Origin of the sequence: Clostridium magnum DSM 2767, from assembly GCF_001623875.1 — a bacterium.
Classification (GTDB): Bacteria; Bacillota; Clostridia; order Clostridiales; family Clostridiaceae; genus Clostridium_AM; species Clostridium_AM magnum.
In genome coordinates this window covers 79,513-99,137 of the sequence record NZ_LWAE01000010.1, presented here as the reverse complement: position 1 = coordinate 99,137, position 19,625 = coordinate 79,513, and the positions used below count along the sequence as shown (strand labels likewise).

19 protein-coding genes are annotated in these 19,625 nt (G+C 35.7%); 18 read left to right on the top strand and 1 reads right to left on the bottom strand.

Going from position 1 to position 19,625, the window contains the following annotated elements; all coding sequences use genetic code 11:
* Positions 1-108 precede the first annotated feature (108 nt).
* The 12 genes from CLMAG_RS26070 (at position 109) to CLMAG_RS26015 (ending at position 13,744) form a co-directional block, all read left to right on the top strand.
* Positions 109-2,475: a xanthine dehydrogenase family protein molybdopterin-binding subunit gene (locus tag CLMAG_RS26070; RefSeq protein WP_066629811.1), complete on the top strand. Its 2,367-nt coding sequence runs from the start codon at positions 109-111 to the stop codon at positions 2,473-2,475.
* Positions 2,475-2,987, top strand: coding sequence for a (2Fe-2S)-binding protein (locus CLMAG_RS26065; protein ID WP_066629809.1), 513 nt, complete (start codon positions 2,475-2,477; stop codon positions 2,985-2,987). Before CLMAG_RS26070 ends, CLMAG_RS26065 begins: the two co-directional genes overlap by 1 nt.
* Positions 2,988-2,990: 3 nt before the next feature.
* A complete protein-coding gene (locus CLMAG_RS26060) occupies positions 2,991-3,863 on the top strand; it encodes an FAD binding domain-containing protein (protein ID WP_066629806.1) in 873 nt (290 codons plus the stop codon).
* 126 nt (positions 3,864-3,989) lie between these two features.
* Entirely contained in the window at positions 3,990-4,841 is an 852-nt protein-coding gene (locus CLMAG_RS26055) for an MBL fold metallo-hydrolase (protein ID WP_066629804.1), read from the top strand.
* Positions 4,842-4,891: 50 nt separating this feature from the next.
* Complete coding sequence (locus CLMAG_RS26050; protein ID WP_066629802.1) at positions 4,892-5,281, top strand: transketolase C-terminal domain-containing protein; 390 nt, start codon at positions 4,892-4,894, stop codon at positions 5,279-5,281.
* Between the two features lie 297 nt (positions 5,282-5,578).
* On the top strand, positions 5,579-6,529 hold the full coding sequence (locus tag CLMAG_RS26045; RefSeq protein ID WP_066629799.1) for a 3-hydroxyacyl-CoA dehydrogenase family protein: 951 nt from the start codon (positions 5,579-5,581) through the stop codon (positions 6,527-6,529).
* 84 nt (positions 6,530-6,613) lie between these two features.
* Positions 6,614-7,570 carry a glycyl-radical enzyme activating protein gene (locus CLMAG_RS26040; RefSeq protein WP_066629796.1) on the top strand — a complete coding sequence of 319 codons (957 nt, stop codon included), beginning with the start codon at positions 6,614-6,616 and terminating at the stop codon, positions 7,568-7,570.
* Between the two features lie 165 nt (positions 7,571-7,735).
* Positions 7,736-8,575, top strand: coding sequence for an N-acyl homoserine lactonase family protein (locus CLMAG_RS26035; protein ID WP_066629793.1), 840 nt, complete (start codon positions 7,736-7,738; stop codon positions 8,573-8,575).
* Positions 8,576-8,603: 28 nt separating this feature from the next.
* Positions 8,604-9,638 (top strand): zinc-dependent alcohol dehydrogenase, encoded by a 1,035-nt coding sequence (locus CLMAG_RS26030; protein WP_073393597.1) that lies wholly within the window; start codon positions 8,604-8,606, stop codon positions 9,636-9,638.
* Positions 9,639-9,704: 66 nt separating this feature from the next.
* Entirely contained in the window at positions 9,705-11,978 is a 2,274-nt protein-coding gene (locus CLMAG_RS26025) for a pyruvate formate lyase family protein (RefSeq protein ID WP_066629788.1), read from the top strand.
* An 18-nt stretch (positions 11,979-11,996) separates the two neighbouring features.
* Entirely contained in the window at positions 11,997-12,299 is a 303-nt protein-coding gene (locus CLMAG_RS26020; RefSeq protein WP_066629786.1) for a glycine radical domain-containing protein, read from the top strand.
* Between the two features lie 263 nt (positions 12,300-12,562).
* Positions 12,563-13,744: an acetyl-CoA C-acetyltransferase gene (locus CLMAG_RS26015; protein WP_066629782.1), complete on the top strand. Its 1,182-nt coding sequence runs from the start codon at positions 12,563-12,565 to the stop codon at positions 13,742-13,744.
* Positions 13,745-13,890: 146 nt separating this feature from the next.
* On the opposite strand, the gene CLMAG_RS26010 is transcribed toward CLMAG_RS26015, so the two are convergent.
* Positions 13,891-15,165: an IS110 family RNA-guided transposase gene (locus CLMAG_RS26010; RefSeq protein WP_066616512.1), complete on the bottom strand. Its 1,275-nt coding sequence runs from the start codon at positions 15,163-15,165 to the stop codon at positions 13,891-13,893.
* 451 nt (positions 15,166-15,616) lie between these two features.
* On the opposite strand from CLMAG_RS26010, the gene CLMAG_RS26005 reads away from it, so the two are divergent.
* The 6 genes from CLMAG_RS26005 to CLMAG_RS25980 all read left to right on the top strand — a co-directional run bounded on the left by CLMAG_RS26005 (position 15,617) and on the right by CLMAG_RS25980 (position 19,247).
* Positions 15,617-16,276, top strand: a complete 660-nt coding sequence (locus tag CLMAG_RS26005; protein ID WP_066629779.1) for a CoA transferase subunit A — start codon at positions 15,617-15,619, stop codon at positions 16,274-16,276.
* Positions 16,273-16,926 (top strand): 3-oxoacid CoA-transferase subunit B, encoded by a 654-nt coding sequence (locus tag CLMAG_RS26000; protein WP_423231098.1) that lies wholly within the window; start codon positions 16,273-16,275, stop codon positions 16,924-16,926. The genes CLMAG_RS26005 and CLMAG_RS26000 overlap by 4 nt, the downstream gene beginning before the upstream one ends.
* A 56-nt stretch (positions 16,927-16,982) precedes the next feature.
* Positions 16,983-17,846, top strand: coding sequence for a beta-keto acid cleavage family enzyme (locus CLMAG_RS25995; RefSeq protein WP_066629775.1), 864 nt, complete (start codon positions 16,983-16,985; stop codon positions 17,844-17,846).
* A gap of 192 nt (positions 17,847-18,038) precedes the next feature.
* On the top strand, positions 18,039-18,227 hold the full coding sequence (locus tag CLMAG_RS25990; RefSeq protein WP_066629771.1) for a hypothetical protein: 189 nt from the start codon (positions 18,039-18,041) through the stop codon (positions 18,225-18,227).
* 22 nt (positions 18,228-18,249) lie between these two features.
* A complete protein-coding gene (locus CLMAG_RS25985) occupies positions 18,250-18,435 on the top strand; it encodes a hypothetical protein (RefSeq protein ID WP_066629769.1) in 186 nt (61 codons plus the stop codon).
* A 32-nt stretch (positions 18,436-18,467) separates the two neighbouring features.
* Positions 18,468-19,247 (top strand): DAPG hydrolase family protein, encoded by a 780-nt coding sequence (locus tag CLMAG_RS25980; RefSeq protein WP_066629767.1) that lies wholly within the window; start codon positions 18,468-18,470, stop codon positions 19,245-19,247.
* Positions 19,248-19,625 lie beyond the last annotated feature (378 nt).

Here is a 19,625-nt window from a genome sequence, read left to right as displayed (position 1 = left end):
TTAAAAATTTCTAATTAATACGAGAAGTAGCAAATGTTTTTTTATAAATGTTTTATGTAAAGGATTTATAAAAATCATAATAAATAATAATAATGGAGGTTTTCGTTTATGACGAATTATGTAGGTAAGAGTGTAAAAAGAATTGATGCTTACGAAAAGGTTACAGGTAAAGCAGTATACGCAACTGATGTTGCTACTCAAGCTAAAAATGCTGTTTACATGCATGCGTTAACAAGTCCATATGCACATGCAAAAATTAAAAAATTAGATTTAAGTAAAGCAGAAAAGGCACCAGGAGTAGTTGGAATAATAACAGGTGATGAACCAGGTGCTAATTGGGAGCTGTTCCCTAAAGATGCAGTACTAGCTCAAAATAATGAGGTAATATGGGCAGGACAAATTATTGCTCTTGTTGCAGCAGAAACTTTAGAACAGGCAAAAGACGCAATTGAGTTAATAGACATAGAATATGAAGTACTACCACATGTTTTAACTTATTGGGATGCTATAAAAGCAGATACACCATCTGTCATTGACCCAATGTTTGGAAAAAGAAACACTGCATCAGATAGACCAATGGATGAAGTGAAAAATAGAAAATCACCGAATGTTGTTGGTTCATTTAAGCTTGATACTGGCAATGTAGATGAAGCTATGAAGACAGCAGATGTTATTATTGAAAGAGATTTTTATACTGGTAAGAAAACAGCAAGTCAATTGGAAACTCCATTAGCGGTTTGTGAATATGATCCTTGTGGAAAATTAACAATAAGATCAAATGGTATGGGTATTCATGGTGTTGTAAAAATGGGTCTTTCCAAAATGATAGGAGTACCAGAAAATAAATTACGTGTCTTAGCTCCTGTCAGTGGCGGAAGCTTTGGAGCACGTTTAGCTTGTATCATGGAAGTATTAGTTGCAATGATGGCTAGGAAAGTTAAAAGAACTGTAGTTTATAGATTGACAAGAGAGCAGCAGTTTACTACAGCTCCATCTAACTGGCCTGTTATTACAAAAGTTAAGCTTGGTGCTAAAAAAGATGGAACAATCGTTGCCCTCGACTTTTATGTTGGTGAAGAGATTGGTGCAGCAATAAACAATACTTACTTTACTGGACGTATGGCAGCATCCGGTGCAAATCCTGTTTACAATTGGGGTGAAGCGAGAATTGATGCAGAAGCAGTTACTACAAACACAGTACCAGCTGCTGAATATAGAGGTTTAGGTGTTCCAGAATCAGAATTCGCTCTTGAAAATGCAATAAGCGAATTAGCAGATAAATTAGGCATGAGTCAAGTAGAAATTAGACAGAAAAACTTCATCAAAAGAGATGAGAGAGACTGCGTAGGAGAGGTTGTAACAAGTACTGGAATAAGCAAGTGCTTGGATGCAGTTGCTAACTCTATTAAAGTAGATGAACCAAGTGTACAAGATGGAACTGTTTGGAAAAGAGGAAAAGGTATAGCAGCAGGTGGAAAACAAAATACACCACTTGGACGTGCTGAAGTCAAAATTAACTTTAACAGTGATGGAACGGTTACTTTACTACTAAGCAGTGATGAAAATGGTATGGGTGCTACTACAGCTCTAAAACAAATGGCAGCAGAACTATTGAAAATGGATATAGATAACATAGAGGTTTTAGCTAGAGATACTGATGCAACTCCTTATGACAACTATGGAGCTTCAAGCAGAACAACATATACTACAGGAAACGCTGTAAAGGCTGCTGCTTTAGATTTAGTAAAAAATCTAAGAGAAGCAGTTGGAAGAGAAATAGGTGTTCATCCAATGAACATTGAAATAGAAGGAACAAAGGCAATTATAAAAGGATATCAAAAGAAAGAAATTGAAATTGCAAGCCTATTTAGACCAGTAAACTTCTTTGAACAAGGTAACTACGGCATGATGAAAGGTACTCCAGTAGTAGGATACGGTGTATATTGCCCAGCTCCAGTTCTACAGTGGGGTGAAGACGGCAGATGTGACAGACAATGGAACTGGTATCAATTCGCTGCAACTGCTGTTGAAGTTGCAGTAAATGAAGAAACAGGACAAGTTAAAGTTCTTAAATATGCATGTGCTGCTGATACAGGAAATCCAATCAATCCAAAACTAGTAGAAGGACAGATTGAAGGCGGCGTAATGATGGCAATAGGTTTCGCTGTCACTGAAGATCATTATTATGATAACAACGGAAAGATATGGAATGCAAATCTTGGAGATTACAGAATTCCAACAATACTTGACGTTCCAAAAGCTGATGACACTTATTCACATATTTGTCCAGATTCACTACCTGACGGACCATGGGGTGCAAAGGGTATGGCAGAATCAATTACTATTGCACCAGGACCTGCAATTGCAGAAGCTATTTACCAAGCTGTAGGAGTTAGAGTAGATTCATATCCTATGACAGCAGAAAAAGTTCTTAAGCTTATAAAAGAAAAGAAGGCAAAGGAGGCTGGAAAATAATGAGTATTATTGATAAAAGCTTTGAAAGTATTATTGTTGATTTAGAAGTAAATGGAAAAGAATATACATTACAGGTTCCACCATACAAGACACTATTAGAGGTTTTAAGAGAGGACTTAAACCTTATTGGTACAAAAATGGGATGCGAAGATGGAAACTGTGGAGTTTGTACATTACTTATGGATGGAATGGCAGTAAAGAGCTGTTCAATACTTGCTGCTCAGGCAAACGGCAGAAAAATTACAACAATCGAAGGATTAGAAGGCAAAAATGCCTTACATCCATTACAACAATCTTTCATAGACAATTTTGCACTTCAATGTGGATATTGTACTCCAGGGATGATTTTAACAGCAAAGGCTATTTTAGATGAAAATCCAAATGCAACAGAAGACGATATAAGAGAAGGGCTGCATGGAAATATGTGCCGTTGTACAGGATACAAATCAATTGTACGAGCTATCGAAGAAGTACGTGATGGCAAGTATAAAGAAGCTTGCGGGGAGGTATAGGATATGGCTATGTTTAGATTTGAAAGATATTATGAACCAAAGTCTGCTGATGAGTGTGTAGAAATACTTAAGAAATATGGAACTGATGCTAGAATGGTTGCAGGTGGAACTGACTTAGTTCCAAAACTTAAAAATAGAGTTCTTAAGGTTAAAACAGTAATCGGATTACAAAGCGTTCCTGAAATAAAAGGTATAAAGAAGACTACAGATGGAATTGAGATTGGAGCTTTAACAACACTTCGTGTAATCTCAAAATCTGAAGAAGTAAAAGAAAATTGGTTAGCATTAGCAGAAGCTGCTGGACATGTTTCAAGTATGCAGATAAGAAATATGGCAACTATTGGTGGTAATGCATGTAATGCATCTCCAAGTGCAGATGCTGTACAAGGTCTAATAGTTTCAGATGCTATTGTAAATATAGTAGGTGAGAATGGGACAAGAACTATTCCAGTAATAGATTTCTTTACAGGCGTAGGTAAAACAGTTTTAAAAGAAGGAGAATTTGTTATAAGTTTCACTATTCCAGCTCCAAAGGCAAACACTGGTGCAACTTACCAAAAGTTTGCTATTAGAGGGGATACAGATATAACAATAGTTGGTGCAGGAAGCAGTATAACATTAGATGCTGATGGAAAAGTTGAAAAGGCAATAGTTTCACTGGCAGCAGTTGCACCAACACCAATAAGAGTTGAAGCAGTTGAAAAATTAATCACAGGAAAAGTTCTTACAGAGGAGCTTATTGAAGAAGCAGGTGAAGCAGCAGCAAATTCATGCAATCCTATAACAGACCAACGTGCTACAAAAGAGTATAGGGTTGAAATGGTTAAAGTATGGACTAAGAATGCTCTAAGAGAAGCATTGAAAAGAGCAAAATAGTAAAAATATCAGAGTTGGAATGCTTAGGGTATCCAAAACAAGTATTAGAAATAGCCAAAAGTAATATATTGATGATGACGCTAGATTATTTGTCTAGCGTCGATAAAAAGAAGGGGAGTTTAAATTATGGAAAAGATAACACAAAATGTATATACCAACACAAAAATAAGAGGTTGCAACCCAAGCATCGTATTTACAAGTGAAGGCGCAGTATTTATAGACAATGCACAATGGATTAGTACATTGTTAGAAATGATTGATTTTGCAAAAAGCAAAGGTCCAATCAAATATCTAATAAACACAGAACCTCATATTGATCATATATTTGGAAACCATTGGTTTGCAGGAGTATGCCCAGTAGTTGGACACGAAAAAGTAAAAGATACTTTTTTCCTTGTTCCAGGTGAGATGGATGGATATGATTACAGCGTAGATGTAATAACACGTCAAGATAAAGAGTCTTTACCTCTTATGCCTTCAAGAGAAGAGTATGTAGTTAATATGCCGCAAATAACATTTAACGATAAAATGTCTCTAAAAGTTGGAGATCATACATTTAATTTATATCACACACCGGGACATGCCGATTCACAGATAGCAGTACATGTTCCTGAGGAGAGAGTTGTATTCGTAGGTGATACTATATTCTCTGACTGTCAAACATGGCTTCATAGTGCAAACATTGACGATTTAATTAATTCATTACACTTCCTTAAAACTTTAGATGTAGACTATATAGTTCCAGGTCATGGCCCTGTAGTAACAAAAGCTTATATAGATGTTCAGCTTGCAGTAATATACAAATGGATTGGTGCAGTGGCAGATGGAATTTCAAAAGGATGGTCACAGGATGAATGTATTAAGAACATAAAATTCGAAGAGCTCCCAGTAGATATTGGACAAGATGAAATGATGGAATACATCCAAACAACAAATGTAATCAAATGCTACAACTATGTTATGAACAAAAATAAATAAAATAAATACAATCTCAGATTAAGGTTTGGATATTAAAAAAGGAGTATAGCATGTGTGATGTTATTGATAATGGCAGAACAAGAATACTAAATAAAGGTACAGATGTAGCCATAATAACAAGCAGTGCAAAATCTCCTGATGCTATGAAAGCATCAAGAACACTTGTTGTAAGGGGGATTAGTACTGCTATTATAGAAGTGTTAAATATCGATTTTTTAGATAAAGATACAATCCTAGAATATGCAAATAAAACAGGTGCACTTGTTTTTATTGATAGAGAAATATATGATAAGGCACGAATGTTCATCAATAAAGATGTAGCGGAAATAGAATTGGTAGATGAAGTGACAATAAATAATATTATTAAGATAGCAACGATGGCAATGAAAAATAAAATTACTAATCATAGAGGAGATAATTCTATACATTATGTAAGATAGTAAAATAACCCTCTACCTAATGAAATTTATGGACAGACTTTAGAAACGTGTAGTAAACATCATAATAAGTTTGTTTACAAATATACTGGAATTCAATATATTCAAAGATTGCCAGAAAGACAATCTTTGAATATATCGCATGTATGATAACTAGCCTTTTCATTTTTCAATACAGAATGGAAAGATTTAATGATTTATAGATAATTTTATTGTGAATATATTAAGTATGTTCATAAAAATAATAGTTATATTACTTATGACTATATGATAGTGAAGAACTAAGAAGGGATTGATAACATGAAATTAGAAAATGTTAAACATATCGGGATTATAGGTACCGGTATGATTGGTACAAGTATGGCAGTACTGTTTACTGGTCATGGATATAAAACTACACTATTTGCTGTGAGCCCTGAACTTCAGAAAAGTAGTAAGGAAAAGTATGATAGATTCTATCAGGACTTTGTGGATAGAAATATGATGACTAAGGAACAGGTGGGTATCTGTGAAAAATATCTTAACTATACTTTGGATTATAATGATTTAGCTGACGTTGACGTTGTAGTTGAATGTGTATTTGAGGAATTGCAGGTTAAGTTCAATATTTATAAGAATATTGAGAAATACTGCACAAATGCAAAGGCAATTATCTCCACTACTTCTGCTCTTTCTGTAGATGATCTAGTAGACGGTTTAGATAAGTATAAGGATATTATGGTGGTGGCTCATCCATTCAACCCACCGCATCTAGTTCCTTTCTTTGAGGTTGTTAAGAGTAAGTACACTCGTGATGGTGTAACAGAGCATGTGGTAGAATTATTGGAGGCTGTTAACAGAAAAGTAGTAGTACTAAAGAAGAGTGCTCCTGGTTTTATAGCCAATCGTTTGCAGCATGCTTTGTTCAGAGAGGCAATCTATATAGTAGAAAGTGGAATTGCAGATGCACGTGATGTTGACATTGCGGCTATGTATAGTTTTATGCCTCGATACACTTCAATTGGAATTTTTGAGCATCTAGATAACTCCGGGGTTGACCTAAACTATAATATTGAAAATTATCTATTCCCGTCTCTAAGCAGTGCACAGTGCGCACCAAAGCTTATTTGTGACAAGATGGACGCAAAGGAGTACGGTGTAAAAAGTGGCAAAGGTATCTACGATTGGAGTAAAGTTGATATGAAAGATTTTAGTGAACGTATAAGTGCACCATATTGGAATTACTTCAATTGGAAGTTACCAACAGAATAACTATATCAGCATATTAGAGAAAGCATAATATCAAGAAAATCCGTAGAAAATGAAGAATTTTTCGGAAGAAAGGAATAGTTTCAAATGAGCAATATTCCAGCAAAAGGTGTTATTTTTGATATTAGTCATTATATGATTGAGGACGGACCTGGAATAAGAACCAACGTATTTATGAAAGGGTGCTTTCTAAAGTGCAAGTGGTGCAGTAATGCATATGGTCTATATCAATACCAGCAACTGGCTTTTATAAAGAATAAGTGTATAGGCTGTAAAAAATGCCTATCCCAATGTACAAACAACGCTATTACCTTTGATAACGAGATGGAAAAGGCATCAATGGATTTTAATAAGTGTCATAGTTGCTTTAAATGCATCGATATTTGTCCTACAAAGGCAAGAGTAGAGGTAGGTAAGACATATACTTCTGATCAAGTGGTGAGAGAGGTTGAGAAGGATCGTCTGTTTTATCGTAGAGGAGAGGGTGGTGTCACACTTTCTGGTGGTGAAATTCTTATGCAACCAAAATTTGCTGTTGAAATTTTAAAGAAATGTGCAGAAGCATATATTAATACTGCTATTGAAACTACTGCATATGGTAAGTGGGAATACTTAAAGCAGATGATAGATTATTCTGATACAGTTTTTATAGACTGCAAGCATATGGATTCAGAGCAGCACAAACGTCTGACCGGAGTAGATAATGAATTGATTCATGAAAATATTAGAAAGGCAGCGGAGTACTGTAAAGAAAAATGCAAACAGATGGTAGTACGTTTTCCACTGATACCAACTATAAATGATTCTAAAGAAAATATTATAGCTACGGCAAATTTGGTAAAGAGTCTTGCAGGAAATCGTGAATTGAATGTATTGCCTTACCACAGTTACGGCTCAAATAAGTATCAGTATATTGGAATGGATTATGAATTAGAGAAACTTGACACATATACAAAAGAACAACTGTTAGAGATTAATAAACTACTTCAATCAACGGGTGTATGGTATAGTATCGGCGGATATAATGTGGAGAGTTATTCATAAAACTCAAGCATATTTGAAATAAAAGTTAATTCTACAGATAAACAATAAAATAATGAATTTTTAGGTAGTTTGTTGACATAGCATTCATAAATTACTATACTATAATCAACAATAAAATATAATCGATTATATATAATAGTTTGCATTAAGAAAGGGTTGATAAAAATGAAAGATTATTCAATTACTATTTTAGAATATGGAGTTCAAAAGGGTTTTTCAAATGCCATGGTATATTCAGGCTACCATGGTGCAGGGGAGACTACTGATGTGACATATACATTCAATGTTTTACAGAATGGGGAAGATGTGATTTTGGTTGATACCGGCTATGACGGAAACAAAGCTGAAAATCAAGCTTTAGCTGATGGGGTTAATCTAACCCAGTATCAAAACCCAGTGACTGTATTAAAGAAGATTGGTGTCAATCCGGAGGATGTAAAGCATGTAATTCTTACTCATGCTCATTGGGATCATATGGGAGGTATTAATTTATTTCCAAATGCTAAATTCTATCTTCAAAAGGATGAACTGACTAGTTGGATTACAACTATGACACTTCCACGTGAGTATAATACGTTAAAGGCATCCATTTCCTGTACTGATTTAGAGCAGTGTGTTGGGCTTATTCGTGAGAACAGATTAGTTCTGTTGGATGGTGATGTGGACAACCTGCTTCCAGGTATTCATATTAGAGTGGCTAGGAATGGACATAGCTTTGCCAGCAACCTTGTAGTTGTAGAGAGCAAGGGGAACAAGTTTGTTATCGTTGGAGATACAGCTTATGTAAAGGGAAATATTATGGGAGGCCGCGGTGATGGGGTCTCAATGCCAAATGGTTACGGAGTTGGAAGCACATACAATATGATTCATACATTACAGCATATCCTAAAATTGGCAGAAGGAAACATCAACAATGTTCTAATCGGACATGAGGTTGGAACTTGGGAACAGTATGAATCTACAGTTACATCTGATGGACTTCATATCGCATATGTTGTTAAGTAAAAATAAAAAGATGAAGGGAAGGAAAAAAATGAAAGCAATTGTTAGAACATCATTAGAAGCAGGTAGTATGTCAGTACAGGAGTTGCCTATTCCAAGTATTGCAGAAGATGAAGTATTAATTCGTATAGAAGCAGTTGGAGTTTGTGGTACGGATGCCCATATTTACGGAGGACATGTTGCAACTAAAGTACCTGTTGTAGTCGGTCATGAACTTTCAGGAGTTGTTGAGAATATTGGAAATAAAGTTACAGGTGTCAAAGTGGGCGACCGTGTTGTGAGTCGTTTAAATGTCGAAGTTTGTGGTGTATGTAGAGCTTGTTTAACTGGTAATCCTCAAATGTGTGAACATCGTACTTGTCCAGGTCACATTGTAGATGGTGCCTTTGCAGATTACATGAAAATAGATGCGAAGCAGTTAATAAAAATCGAAGATAGTATTTCTTTTGAAGAAGCTGCAATGGTTGAACCTATGGCTTGCGTTGCCCATGCACTTGTAGAGCGTACTAAGGTAGAGCCGGAAGATATAGTGGTTCTTTTCGGGCCTGGACCAATTGGTTTACTAGCTCTTCAGATGGCTAAGATAAATGGTGCTTCTAAGGTTGTTGTGGTTGGTACCAACAGTGATGAGAATCTTCGTTTACCACTAGCTAAGAAGCTAGGTGCGGATTATATCCTTAACTCACAGAAGGATAACGTAGAAGATTTTATCTCTGGACTTACAAACGGTCAGGGAGCAGATTTATGTATCGAATGTTCTGGTGCGGCACCTGCTATAAATACAGGTATCCGTTCATTAAGAAGACAGGGAAGAATGTGTGTTATTGGATTGCCAGGAAGAAAAGAAATAGGAATTGAATGGCTTACTGCTGCACAGAAGTCGTTAGAATTAGTATTTAGTTATAGTTCTTCTCCACTATCATGGAATATGTGCCTATCAATGCTTGGAAGAAAGGCAATTGATGTGAAGAGCTTGATTAGTCATACAGCTTCGTTGGAGGATTTTAAGACAATATTTGATGAGACTGCTAAAGGTAATGTTATCAAGGCAATTATCAAACCATAAGTAAAGGCGTAAGAAAATGTAATAAATAGAAGGTAACAAATATAAAAGAACTAGGAGGAAATCAACATGCAAGAGATGGATAAACAGGAAGTCCATGAAATTGGTAGTCGTCGTGGTATGGAACTGCGTGATGGCAAGAGTGCAGAGGTTGGCTGTACTGATCGAATCAAGAAAATGAGCGTGGTTCTACATCGAAGCAGACCAAATTTAGAAATACACCGTACGAGAGTTTTTACTGAACATTTTAAAGCAACAGAGTGTGAATCCCAGATTCGTCGTCGTTATTTTGCTATGGCAAAAGTTTATGAAACGATGCCAATCTTCTTTGTAGAAGGGGAACGTCTAATTGGCTGGCAAGGTAGTCGTGTACGTTGCAATAATTTTAGTATTGAATCCCATGCTCACTGGTTAGAATCTGATTTTGACACTTTCGAAACTAGAGATTTTGATCCTTGGGTGATTGACCCAGAAGATAAGAAGGAGCTAAAAGATATTCACATTCCTTATTGGAGTGACAAGACATTAACATCTAAGTGGAAAAAACAGGTACCAAAAGCAGATATAATGTTGGCCTCTGGTTATGTGGATGCTAGTAACTACATCTCCAATCCAGGTTCTCACTTTATTCCTGATTATCCACAATTGCTAGCTATTGGATATAAAGGATACTATAAAAAATGTGAAAAAATTCTAGCTGAATTGGACGAATCCCAACCTGAAAATGTAGGAAAAAGAGATTTCTATGAAGGTATGATGGCTGTATGCCTAGGAATAAAGCAATACGGAAAAAATCTTAAAGCAAGGGCTCTTAAAGAGGCTGAACTTCAAAGTAATCCTACACGTAAACAAGAACTCATTGATGCTGCTAATCGTGCTGAAAGGATTTGTTGGGATACACCTACAAGCTTTGTTGATGCATTGCATATGATCTGGTTAAATACAATGTTGCTTAACGTAGAAGGCTCCGGTCCATGTATTAATCTAGGACGTATTGACCAGTTCTTATGGCCTTATTTAGAAAAAGACTTGGAGAATGGAAAACTGACTGTTGATGAAACCTTGGAGTATATGGAGGAGTTTAACATCAAGTGTTGTAATATTCCATGGCTTTTACCAGCGAATTTAGCTGTGTTCTTTGGCGGTTACTATCGTTGGACTGGAGGTTACTGTGTAGGAGGATATGATGCTAATGGCAATGATGCAGTCAATCTTTTATCCTATATTTGCCTGAGAGCTGCTCGTGAGACGCGTACTACTGCACCATCTGTTCACGTCCATATTGGTAGCAAGACATCAGATTCATTCTTACGTGAATGTGTTAAGCTTGCGGCTGAAGGATTAGGACACCCATCTTTCTTTGATATTGAAAGTATCTATAAAATGATTCCTTATAGTGCAACAGGTCTTAATGGTATAAATAACTTCACTCTTAAGGAAATCCGTGAGAAAGCATGTACTGTAGGTTGTGTAGAACCTAAACTTCAGGGCTATTGTTATGGTCACACAAATGCTAATATCACTAATTTAGGTAATACCTTAAGTGTAACACTCAATAATGGTATTTTGCCAAAAGGTTGTCCGGGTTATGGTGCTGGTACCCAAATTGGTTATCCAACAGGAGACCCTAGAACATTTAAGACCTATGATGAGTTTTATGATGCTATTCTACGCCAGTTCAAGTATCAAGTGGATGAATGTCATACACATTTATTAGTAGCTGAGAAGATTACTGCTGAGGAACATCAGCTTCCGTTATTTACAATGATGGCTACAAGTGCTATTGAAAAAGGGATTGATGTATGTGCCGGAGGTGCAATTCTGAATTCTGGTCCACACTACATGCTCAGTGGTGTAGCAGATATCGGTGATTCTTTAGCAGCAGTTAAGAAATTGGTTTATGAGGATAAAGTTATTACTATGGAGCGCTTACTAGAGGCTCTAGAAGCAGATTTTGTAGGTTACGAAGATGTTCGTCAACTTTGCTTGAATGCTCCAAAGTATGGAAATGATATTGATTATGTAGATGAAATTACTTCTAAAGTACTACAAGATTTTGCTGAATATTGTTCAACTAAAAAATGTTGGAGAGCAGGGAATTATTCTGATGCAGGTGTTCAACCTACTCAGGCAAATGTAGCAATGGGACAGATGTGCTGGGCATTACCAAGTGGAAGAAAGGCATTGGCTCCTTTAGCAGATACTCTTTCTGCTGAACAGCATATGGATGTAAATGGTCCATTAGCAGCATTGAGATCCTATGGAAAAATCAATCACACTGCTTGTACAAATGGCACCATATTAAATATGTGGATTAACAAAGGTGAACTTGTTGAAAATTAATTGAAAGGAGCGAAAAAAATGAGTAAATATGATGTAAAGAAAGTTGATATTAATACATTGTTTCCTGATCCTGATGAGGGACGCTATAAGAAACAAGGTATCGCAAGAATGTGTAACTTGGTACGTACCGCTTTGAATGATCAGCACATTCATCATATTCAATTCAATTGTCAGGATAAAAATGTTTTACTAGATGCTCAAAAACATCCGGAAAAATATCCTACATTGATGGTGAGAGTAGCAGGCTACAGTGTTTACTTTACTGATTTAAACACCACGGTACAAAATGATGTAATTTCTAGAACTGAGCATCATTTTTAAAATTCAATAAATAAACATAGATTGTTTATAGTTCTATTCTGTAAATAATGATGTCTATCTTATTAAGTTAGATTATGGAATTGTAGTTTTATCCTTGGATTTGTAACTAACAGTAGTAGAATTTTTTCTATTACTGTTGGTTAGTTTAAGGAGGTTATGGTTTTTAACCTTTCTGTAAAGTGTGGGACAAACTCTAAAGAATAGCCTATTTTCAATACTTAAATAGATTAGAAAATATTAAACATATAAAGGGGAGCGTAATTATGAAAGAAGTTGTTATTGTAAGTGCATGCAGAACTGCCCTTGGCAGCTATGGTGGCACATTAAAGGGAGTGCCTGCAGCAGAACTTGGAGCTGCAGTTGCTAAGGAAGCTATTAAGAGAGCAGGAATAAAGGCAGAGCAGGTTGATGAAGTGATTTTTGGTAATGTTCTTCAGGCTGGTCTTGGACAGAATGTTGCACGTCAGGTTGCATTAAAGGCTGGACTAGCAGTTGAAAGTACAGCAGTTACAATTAATATAGTATGTGGTTCTGGTCTTAAGTCAGTTGCTATGGCAGCCAATGCTATCAAAGCTGGTGAAGCTGATATAATTCTGTGCGGTGGAACAGAGAATATGAGTGTAGCTCCATATGTAACTCCAACAGCTCGCTGGGGAGCAAGAATGAATAATGTAACTATGATTGATGTTGCAGTTAACGATGGATTATGGGATGCATTTAATGATTATCATATGGGTATTACAGCTGAGAATGTTGCAGCGCAATATGGCTTAACAAGAGAGATGCAGGATGAATTCTCTGTAAGAAGCCAGAATAGGGCAGAAGCAGCAGTTAAAGAAGGTAGATTCAAAGATGAGATTGTACCTATAGCTATCCCTCAGAGAAAGGGCGATCCAATAATATTTGATACAGATGAATTTCCTAAGTTTGGAACAACCATAGAAAAGGTTTCTAAGCTTCGTCCGGCGTTTAAAAAAGATGGAACGGTTACAGCAGCAAATGCATCAGGTATCAATGATGGCGCAGCGGCTTTGATTGTAATGTCAAAAGAAAAAGCAGATGAGTTAGGACTTAAGCCTATGGCAACAGTAGTTTCTTATGCAACAGCAGGTGTTGACCCAACAATCATGGGTATAGGTCCTGTACCTGCAACTAAGAAGGCCCTTGTAAAAGCAGGTTTGGAAGTTAAAGATCTTGACTTAGTTGAAGCAAATGAAGCTTTCGCGGCACAGGCACTAGCAGTTGCTAAAGATTTAGGATTGAGCATGGATATCACTAATGTAAATGGGGGCGCAATTGCCATTGGACATCCTATTGGATCTTCAGGTGCAAGAATCCTTGTTACATTGCTTCATGAAATGGAAAAGAGAGAGGCAAAGACAGGTCTTGCTACATTATGTATCGGCGGTGGACAAGGGCAAGCATTAATTGTTAAGAGAGCCTAATTGAATTAGGTAATATAAAATACTAAAGCAATTTGGTAATATGTCAAGAACAAAATGAAAAGAAAATCAAATGATTTCTTTAAAAATGGGTAACCTTAATAAACATACAGTCCAATGAGAAAGTATGTTCGTATAATTTATATAGATTAATCTACTCTATTTGAAGAGTAGAGCTGATTTTTAGCCAGCAATCCAAAAATCATACGAATAAGTTTACGAGATGTTAGCGCGAGTGCTCGTTTGTGCTGATGTGTAGTTACTTCAGCAAATTTCTTCTGATAGAACTCTTGATATTCAGGAATATGGCAAACAACACTTCCTGCAGCTTCTATGAGATAATAGCGTAAATAACGGTTACCAGCTTTGTTCATAGGTGTATTTTCAGCTTTAAAACCTCCAGATTGATTTTCTTTCCACACGATGCCAGCGTATTTAGCAATAGCATCATTACTAGGAAATGCATGCACACTTCCTAATTCAGCAAGAATGCCACTGGAGTAAACAGGGCCAAAACCAGGAATAGACATTAATATTTTGTATTCCACAGGATTCATTCCCATAACAGCTTTTTCAATGGCTTTGTTAATACCTTTAAGTTCTTTATCAAAAGCCTGAATACAGTTGAAAGAACAAGCAATAGAGGTTGTTAATGGCTCATACAAACATTTATCAAGACGGTATGAATTACGTGCAGCTTGCTGCAAAATTTCAGCAGTCATCTGAGGATTAGAAATCCTTTTCCGACTTTTTCTATTGACGAAGTCAACAAGTTCTTCAATTGATGTATTTGCAATATCTTCGGAAGATAGAAATTCAGTAAGTATTGAAGATGCGGTAGCACCGTATTTATTAGAAAAAGGATGATCTTCTCCCTGTAATAATGCAAATTCGCTGAACTTAAGAAATACATTGGATAACATGTAAGTTTTTTCTCTAGTTAAGCATTCAACAATATGAAGTCTGTGCCTTGTAAGTCTTTGCAGAGCAAGATATTGAGAACCACGCCAAGGTTCAATATGAATTCTGCCAACTCTTGCAAAGTCAGCAATAACAAAAGAGTCAATGCCATCATTTTTATCAAGAGAATTAAAGGATTCTTTGTAGTTAGCAACTTCCTTAGGATTCAAGCAGTAAACATAAGGTTTGTAAGTCATAAGTTTTTCACTAGCAGATAAAAAATTGGCTATATGTACTCCATAAAAGGAAGTAGATTCTAAGCCGATTATAACAGCTTTAAAAGTATTGTTTTCTAAAACCTTAACAAGCATGGATTCAAGTTGCTCTGCACCAAATTGCGTATTAGGAACAGGTTTCATCTTAATCAAGAATTCCTGTTCAAAATTAATAGCAGAGACAACATTTTGTCTCGCACCAATATCGATACCAACAAATAGAGTTGATAAGTAATCTAATTTCTTCATGAAATCACCACCTTTCAAAAATAATGAGGAAATTAGAAAGGATTATCCTAATCCAAAGTACTAACTGCAACCTCGCGTAATTAGCATTCATCCAGACGCAAAACCTTGCTGGTGGCTGCGAAAGGAGATGCAACATTTGTGTAAGCAGAATATGATACTTTGGTCAGGCTGCAAGCTTTACAGGCAATAACACAATGTGTTTTGCAGGAGGAATACAGCAGTAACCTTCGCTAAAGTTCCGTTATGACTATTTTAGCATTAGAAAATCCTTTAATAAATAGTAGGTTAAAACAGTATAGATCGGAAAGTATAAGAATCAGCAATACTGAATTGGGAGAATCCCCACTAGAAAAATTGAGATGCTTTCTTAATCTATACAAAATATAAAAAATAAATAAGTTTATAGGCAGTAAATAACTGCTATAAACTTATTATACGAGGAGGATAACTTATGGGAAGAACTCGACAAATTAATGCCAAGGCAGCAGCTTCAATGATTAAAGACGGCATGACAGTAATGATTGGAGGCTTTATGGCAAACGGTACACCTGAAGCAATAATTGATGCCTTAGTTGAAGCTGGTACTAAAGATTTAACTATAATATGTAATGATGCAGGTCTTCCAGGTCGAGGTACAGAAAAATTACTTCAAAATAAACAGATTAAGAAGCTAATTGCTTCACACGTAGGATTAACTCCTGAATGTGGTAGACAGTATAGTGAAGGTGAGCTTGAACTAGAGTTAACCCCACAGGGAACACTTGCTGAGAAAATAAGAAGTGGTGGTGCAGGACTTGGTGGATTTTTGACGCCAACAGGTATTGGTACGATTGTTGCTGAAGGAAAAAAGGTCATTGAGATAGATGGAAAGGATTATCTGCTTGAAAAACCATTAAAAGCGGATGTTTCAATAATCAAAGGGCATATTGCAGATGAATTTGGAAATATACGATATAGAGGCTCAACAAGAAACTTTAATCCAATGATGGCGACAGCTGCAGATATTGTTATCGCAGAAGTAGATAAAATTGTTCCGGCAGGTAGTATAGGACCTGAGTTTGTGGAGACACCTGGAATATATGTAGACTATATTGTAGGAGGTGAAGCATAGTGGAAGACAAAAAAAGTTTTATTGCTGCTCGTGTGGCAAAGGAATTAAATGATGGAGATATTGTAAATTTGGGTATTGGCCTTCCAACTTTGGTTCCCAATCATCTTGATCCATCCATTTCAATCACTTTGCAGTCTGAAAATGGATTTATCGGATTGAGTGGAGAAGAACCAAATGAAGAAGATGCAAACTTTATTGTTAATGCAGGTGGTAAACCAGTATCTATTCATAAAACGGGAGCGTTTTTCAACAGCGCTGATTCTTTTACAGTTATCCGTGGTGGTCACGTTGATACTACTGTTTTGGGCTCTCTTCAGGTAGATGAAGAAGGTAGTATTGCAAACTGGATTATTCCAGGAAAAATGGTACCAGGCATGGGAGGTGCTATGGATCTAGTTGTTGGTGCAAAAAAAGTTATCGTTGCAATGGAGCATACAAATAAAGGTCGTCATAAAATTCTTAAAAAATGTACATTACCATTAACAGCTAAAAACCAAGTCAATATGGTGGTTACTGAAATGGGTGTTATGGAAATTACAAAAAATGGTATTGTATTAAAAGAGTACAATCCTAAATATTCAATTGAAGATATTCAAGCAGTTACAGAAGCCAAATTAATCATTGCAGCTGATTTGAAACCTATGATTTAAGAAAAGCTGTTGTCCGAAATACAGCAGTAACGGATAAAAAGAAGTGAGGGATAATTATGGAAGAGAAAAAGAAAATTAAAGAAGTAAAAAAGACAATTATTACAGTAGCACCAACAGGTGCATGGCCGAAGAAAAAGAATAATCCCAATGTTCCTATGACTCCACAGGAAATTGCAGATGATGTTTATGAAAGTTATAAAGTTGGTGCTGCAATCTGCCATCTTCATATGAGAGATGATGAAGGCGAAGGAACAATGGACAAAGATAAATTTGAAGAGACAGTTCGTTTAATAAAATCAAAATGTGATATTGTTATCAACTGTACAACTTCAGGTGATTTAAATGCAACAGATGAAACAAGACAAGCTCATTTAAAAAGTATCAAACCTGAAATCGCTTCTTATGACTGCGGTTCCATGAATTGGATGCATAGCGGTTTATTCATAAATCATCCAAAGTTTTTAGAGGGATTGGGAATGACAATGCAGGAATGTGAAATAAAACCTGAGATTGAAATATTCGATGCAGGTATGATTTACAATTCTTTGTATTATGTAAAAAAGGGTGTATTAAAAGCACCATGTCATTATCAATTAGTTCTAGGAGCTGCTGGTGGTTCAACTGCTACAATAGAAAATTTAGTATACTTAAAGGGACTATTGCCAGAGGGAAGTACATGGGGAGCTCTTGGTATCGGTAAGCAACATGTACCAATCATGTTAGCTACAGTTGCTATGGGTGGACATTTAAGAGTTGGTATGGAAGATAATGTAATGTGGAGTGCTGACGTTCTAGCAGAATCCAATGCTCAATTAGTAAAGCGTGCAGCTGACATCGTAAGGGTTGCAGGGAATGAGGTTGCTACACCTGCTGAGGCAAGAGAGATTTTAGGTATTAATAGAGTGTGTGATTTTAAATAAAAAGCAATTGCATTTTAAGACTCTATGTCAAGTATTAAGGTATGGTTTACTCAAAGCAATACCTTAATATTTAACATAGAGTTATTCTAACATTTTGGTCTATAATTTTATTTTGGACATCTCATATTGAGTACTAAAATTTTTAGTTACAGGAGAACAGTAAAAAATCATATACCTAAGGAGAAGTATAGTATGAGTTATGGAGCATATTTTATGTATTATAAGTGTCCAAAATGTGGGAAGAGATTTAAATACTGTTTGGATGCAGAAAAACAGAATGAGTTTGGACAATGTGATACCTGCCATGCAGTTGGTGTTTTAGTTGGAGAAGGTTGCAAAGAACCGGATAACAACATGGAATATGAAGATATTTCAGATTAATTAGATAAAGTAAGAGGAAAAAATGAAAGAAGTAATATGTATTAACTGTAAGAAAAAGTTAAGCGAATTAGATGAGAATAAAAAACTATTAATTTATGAGAACGGGGTAGAGACAAGACAACCAACATATTCTCATGGATTATTTGAATTTGTTTTTTGTTGTCCTTGTTGTCATAAAATTTCAAAGGCTAACGTAGCTGTTGAATAAAAAACATAAAAAATAGACAGAGAGGAGCTTTTATGGTCATAACAAAGGAACTTAAATATGAAGAATTATCAAAAGCTTATTCTAAATACTATTACATGGATATGCAAAAACAACCTCAGAAGTTACTTGACAAAATTAATAAAGGGCCAATAGATCCAAAGTATGCATTAAGGATAGAAGATAGAAATGATTTACTAAAACCAGGATATCTTCCGGTAGAAACAGGCTACTGCATCATGTCTGATGGAACTGGATTCGTATCAAGTATCATTCAAATGAGGCATGTTACTCCAATAATGTTTGATTGGTGGTTCGCATGGCATGGTTTACATCCCTTGAGATATAAAATATGGGATAAAGAAAATCATTTTTATATTGAAACAACCAAAACAGAACAACTGTTAAATGGAGATTTATCTTTAAAAGAGAAACTGTGGGGAGTTACCCATACTGTAATTGAAGATAGAGGATTCGGGGCAGAAAAAGCACAAATACACTTTATGTCTCCTGGCCAACTTGGATTTGACATAAATCATTTTAAAGAACCTTATGTCTCATCAGTTGTGGGAGGAAATATGAATTCTACTGTGATGTGCCATTTTATTCGTAAAAACGAAGATGGCATAGAAGTACGATCACGTTTCTGGATGGGATATCAAATTATAAATAGAGAAGCAGTAAAAGTATTACCGGAAGGAACTAAGATATCAGATGAGGTAGCCAAGCGTTTAGCCCTATGTAATATAAAGAAATTTAATAACTTGGCAAAATTATTACCTTTGATTTATTATGAAGAACGTAATAAATGGTAGATATAGTTGAAGATATTTTACAATAGTAAGAGTCATACATTTTTTTTAAGAAGAAAATGTGAGTTATGAAAAAATCACATTTTCTTCTTAAACTTGAAGCATTCAATCTAATATAAGATGTATTCTTAATAATCGAATAGTTAGTGCATAAGTCACACTTTATCGATAATATTTTATCGATTTTAGATTGACAACCTTTACGTCTTGTGGTATTATTAATTCATAAATTAGATAATATTCTGAATAGATTTGTATTCTGAAGTTGAGCTTGCAAAAACTAGCACCCTAAGATATACACTTAAAGAATGCTAGTTACTAAAGTTGCTCAATTTCAGAAACAAATTATAGAACGAATACCGCGGGGCAGATACTATGGGG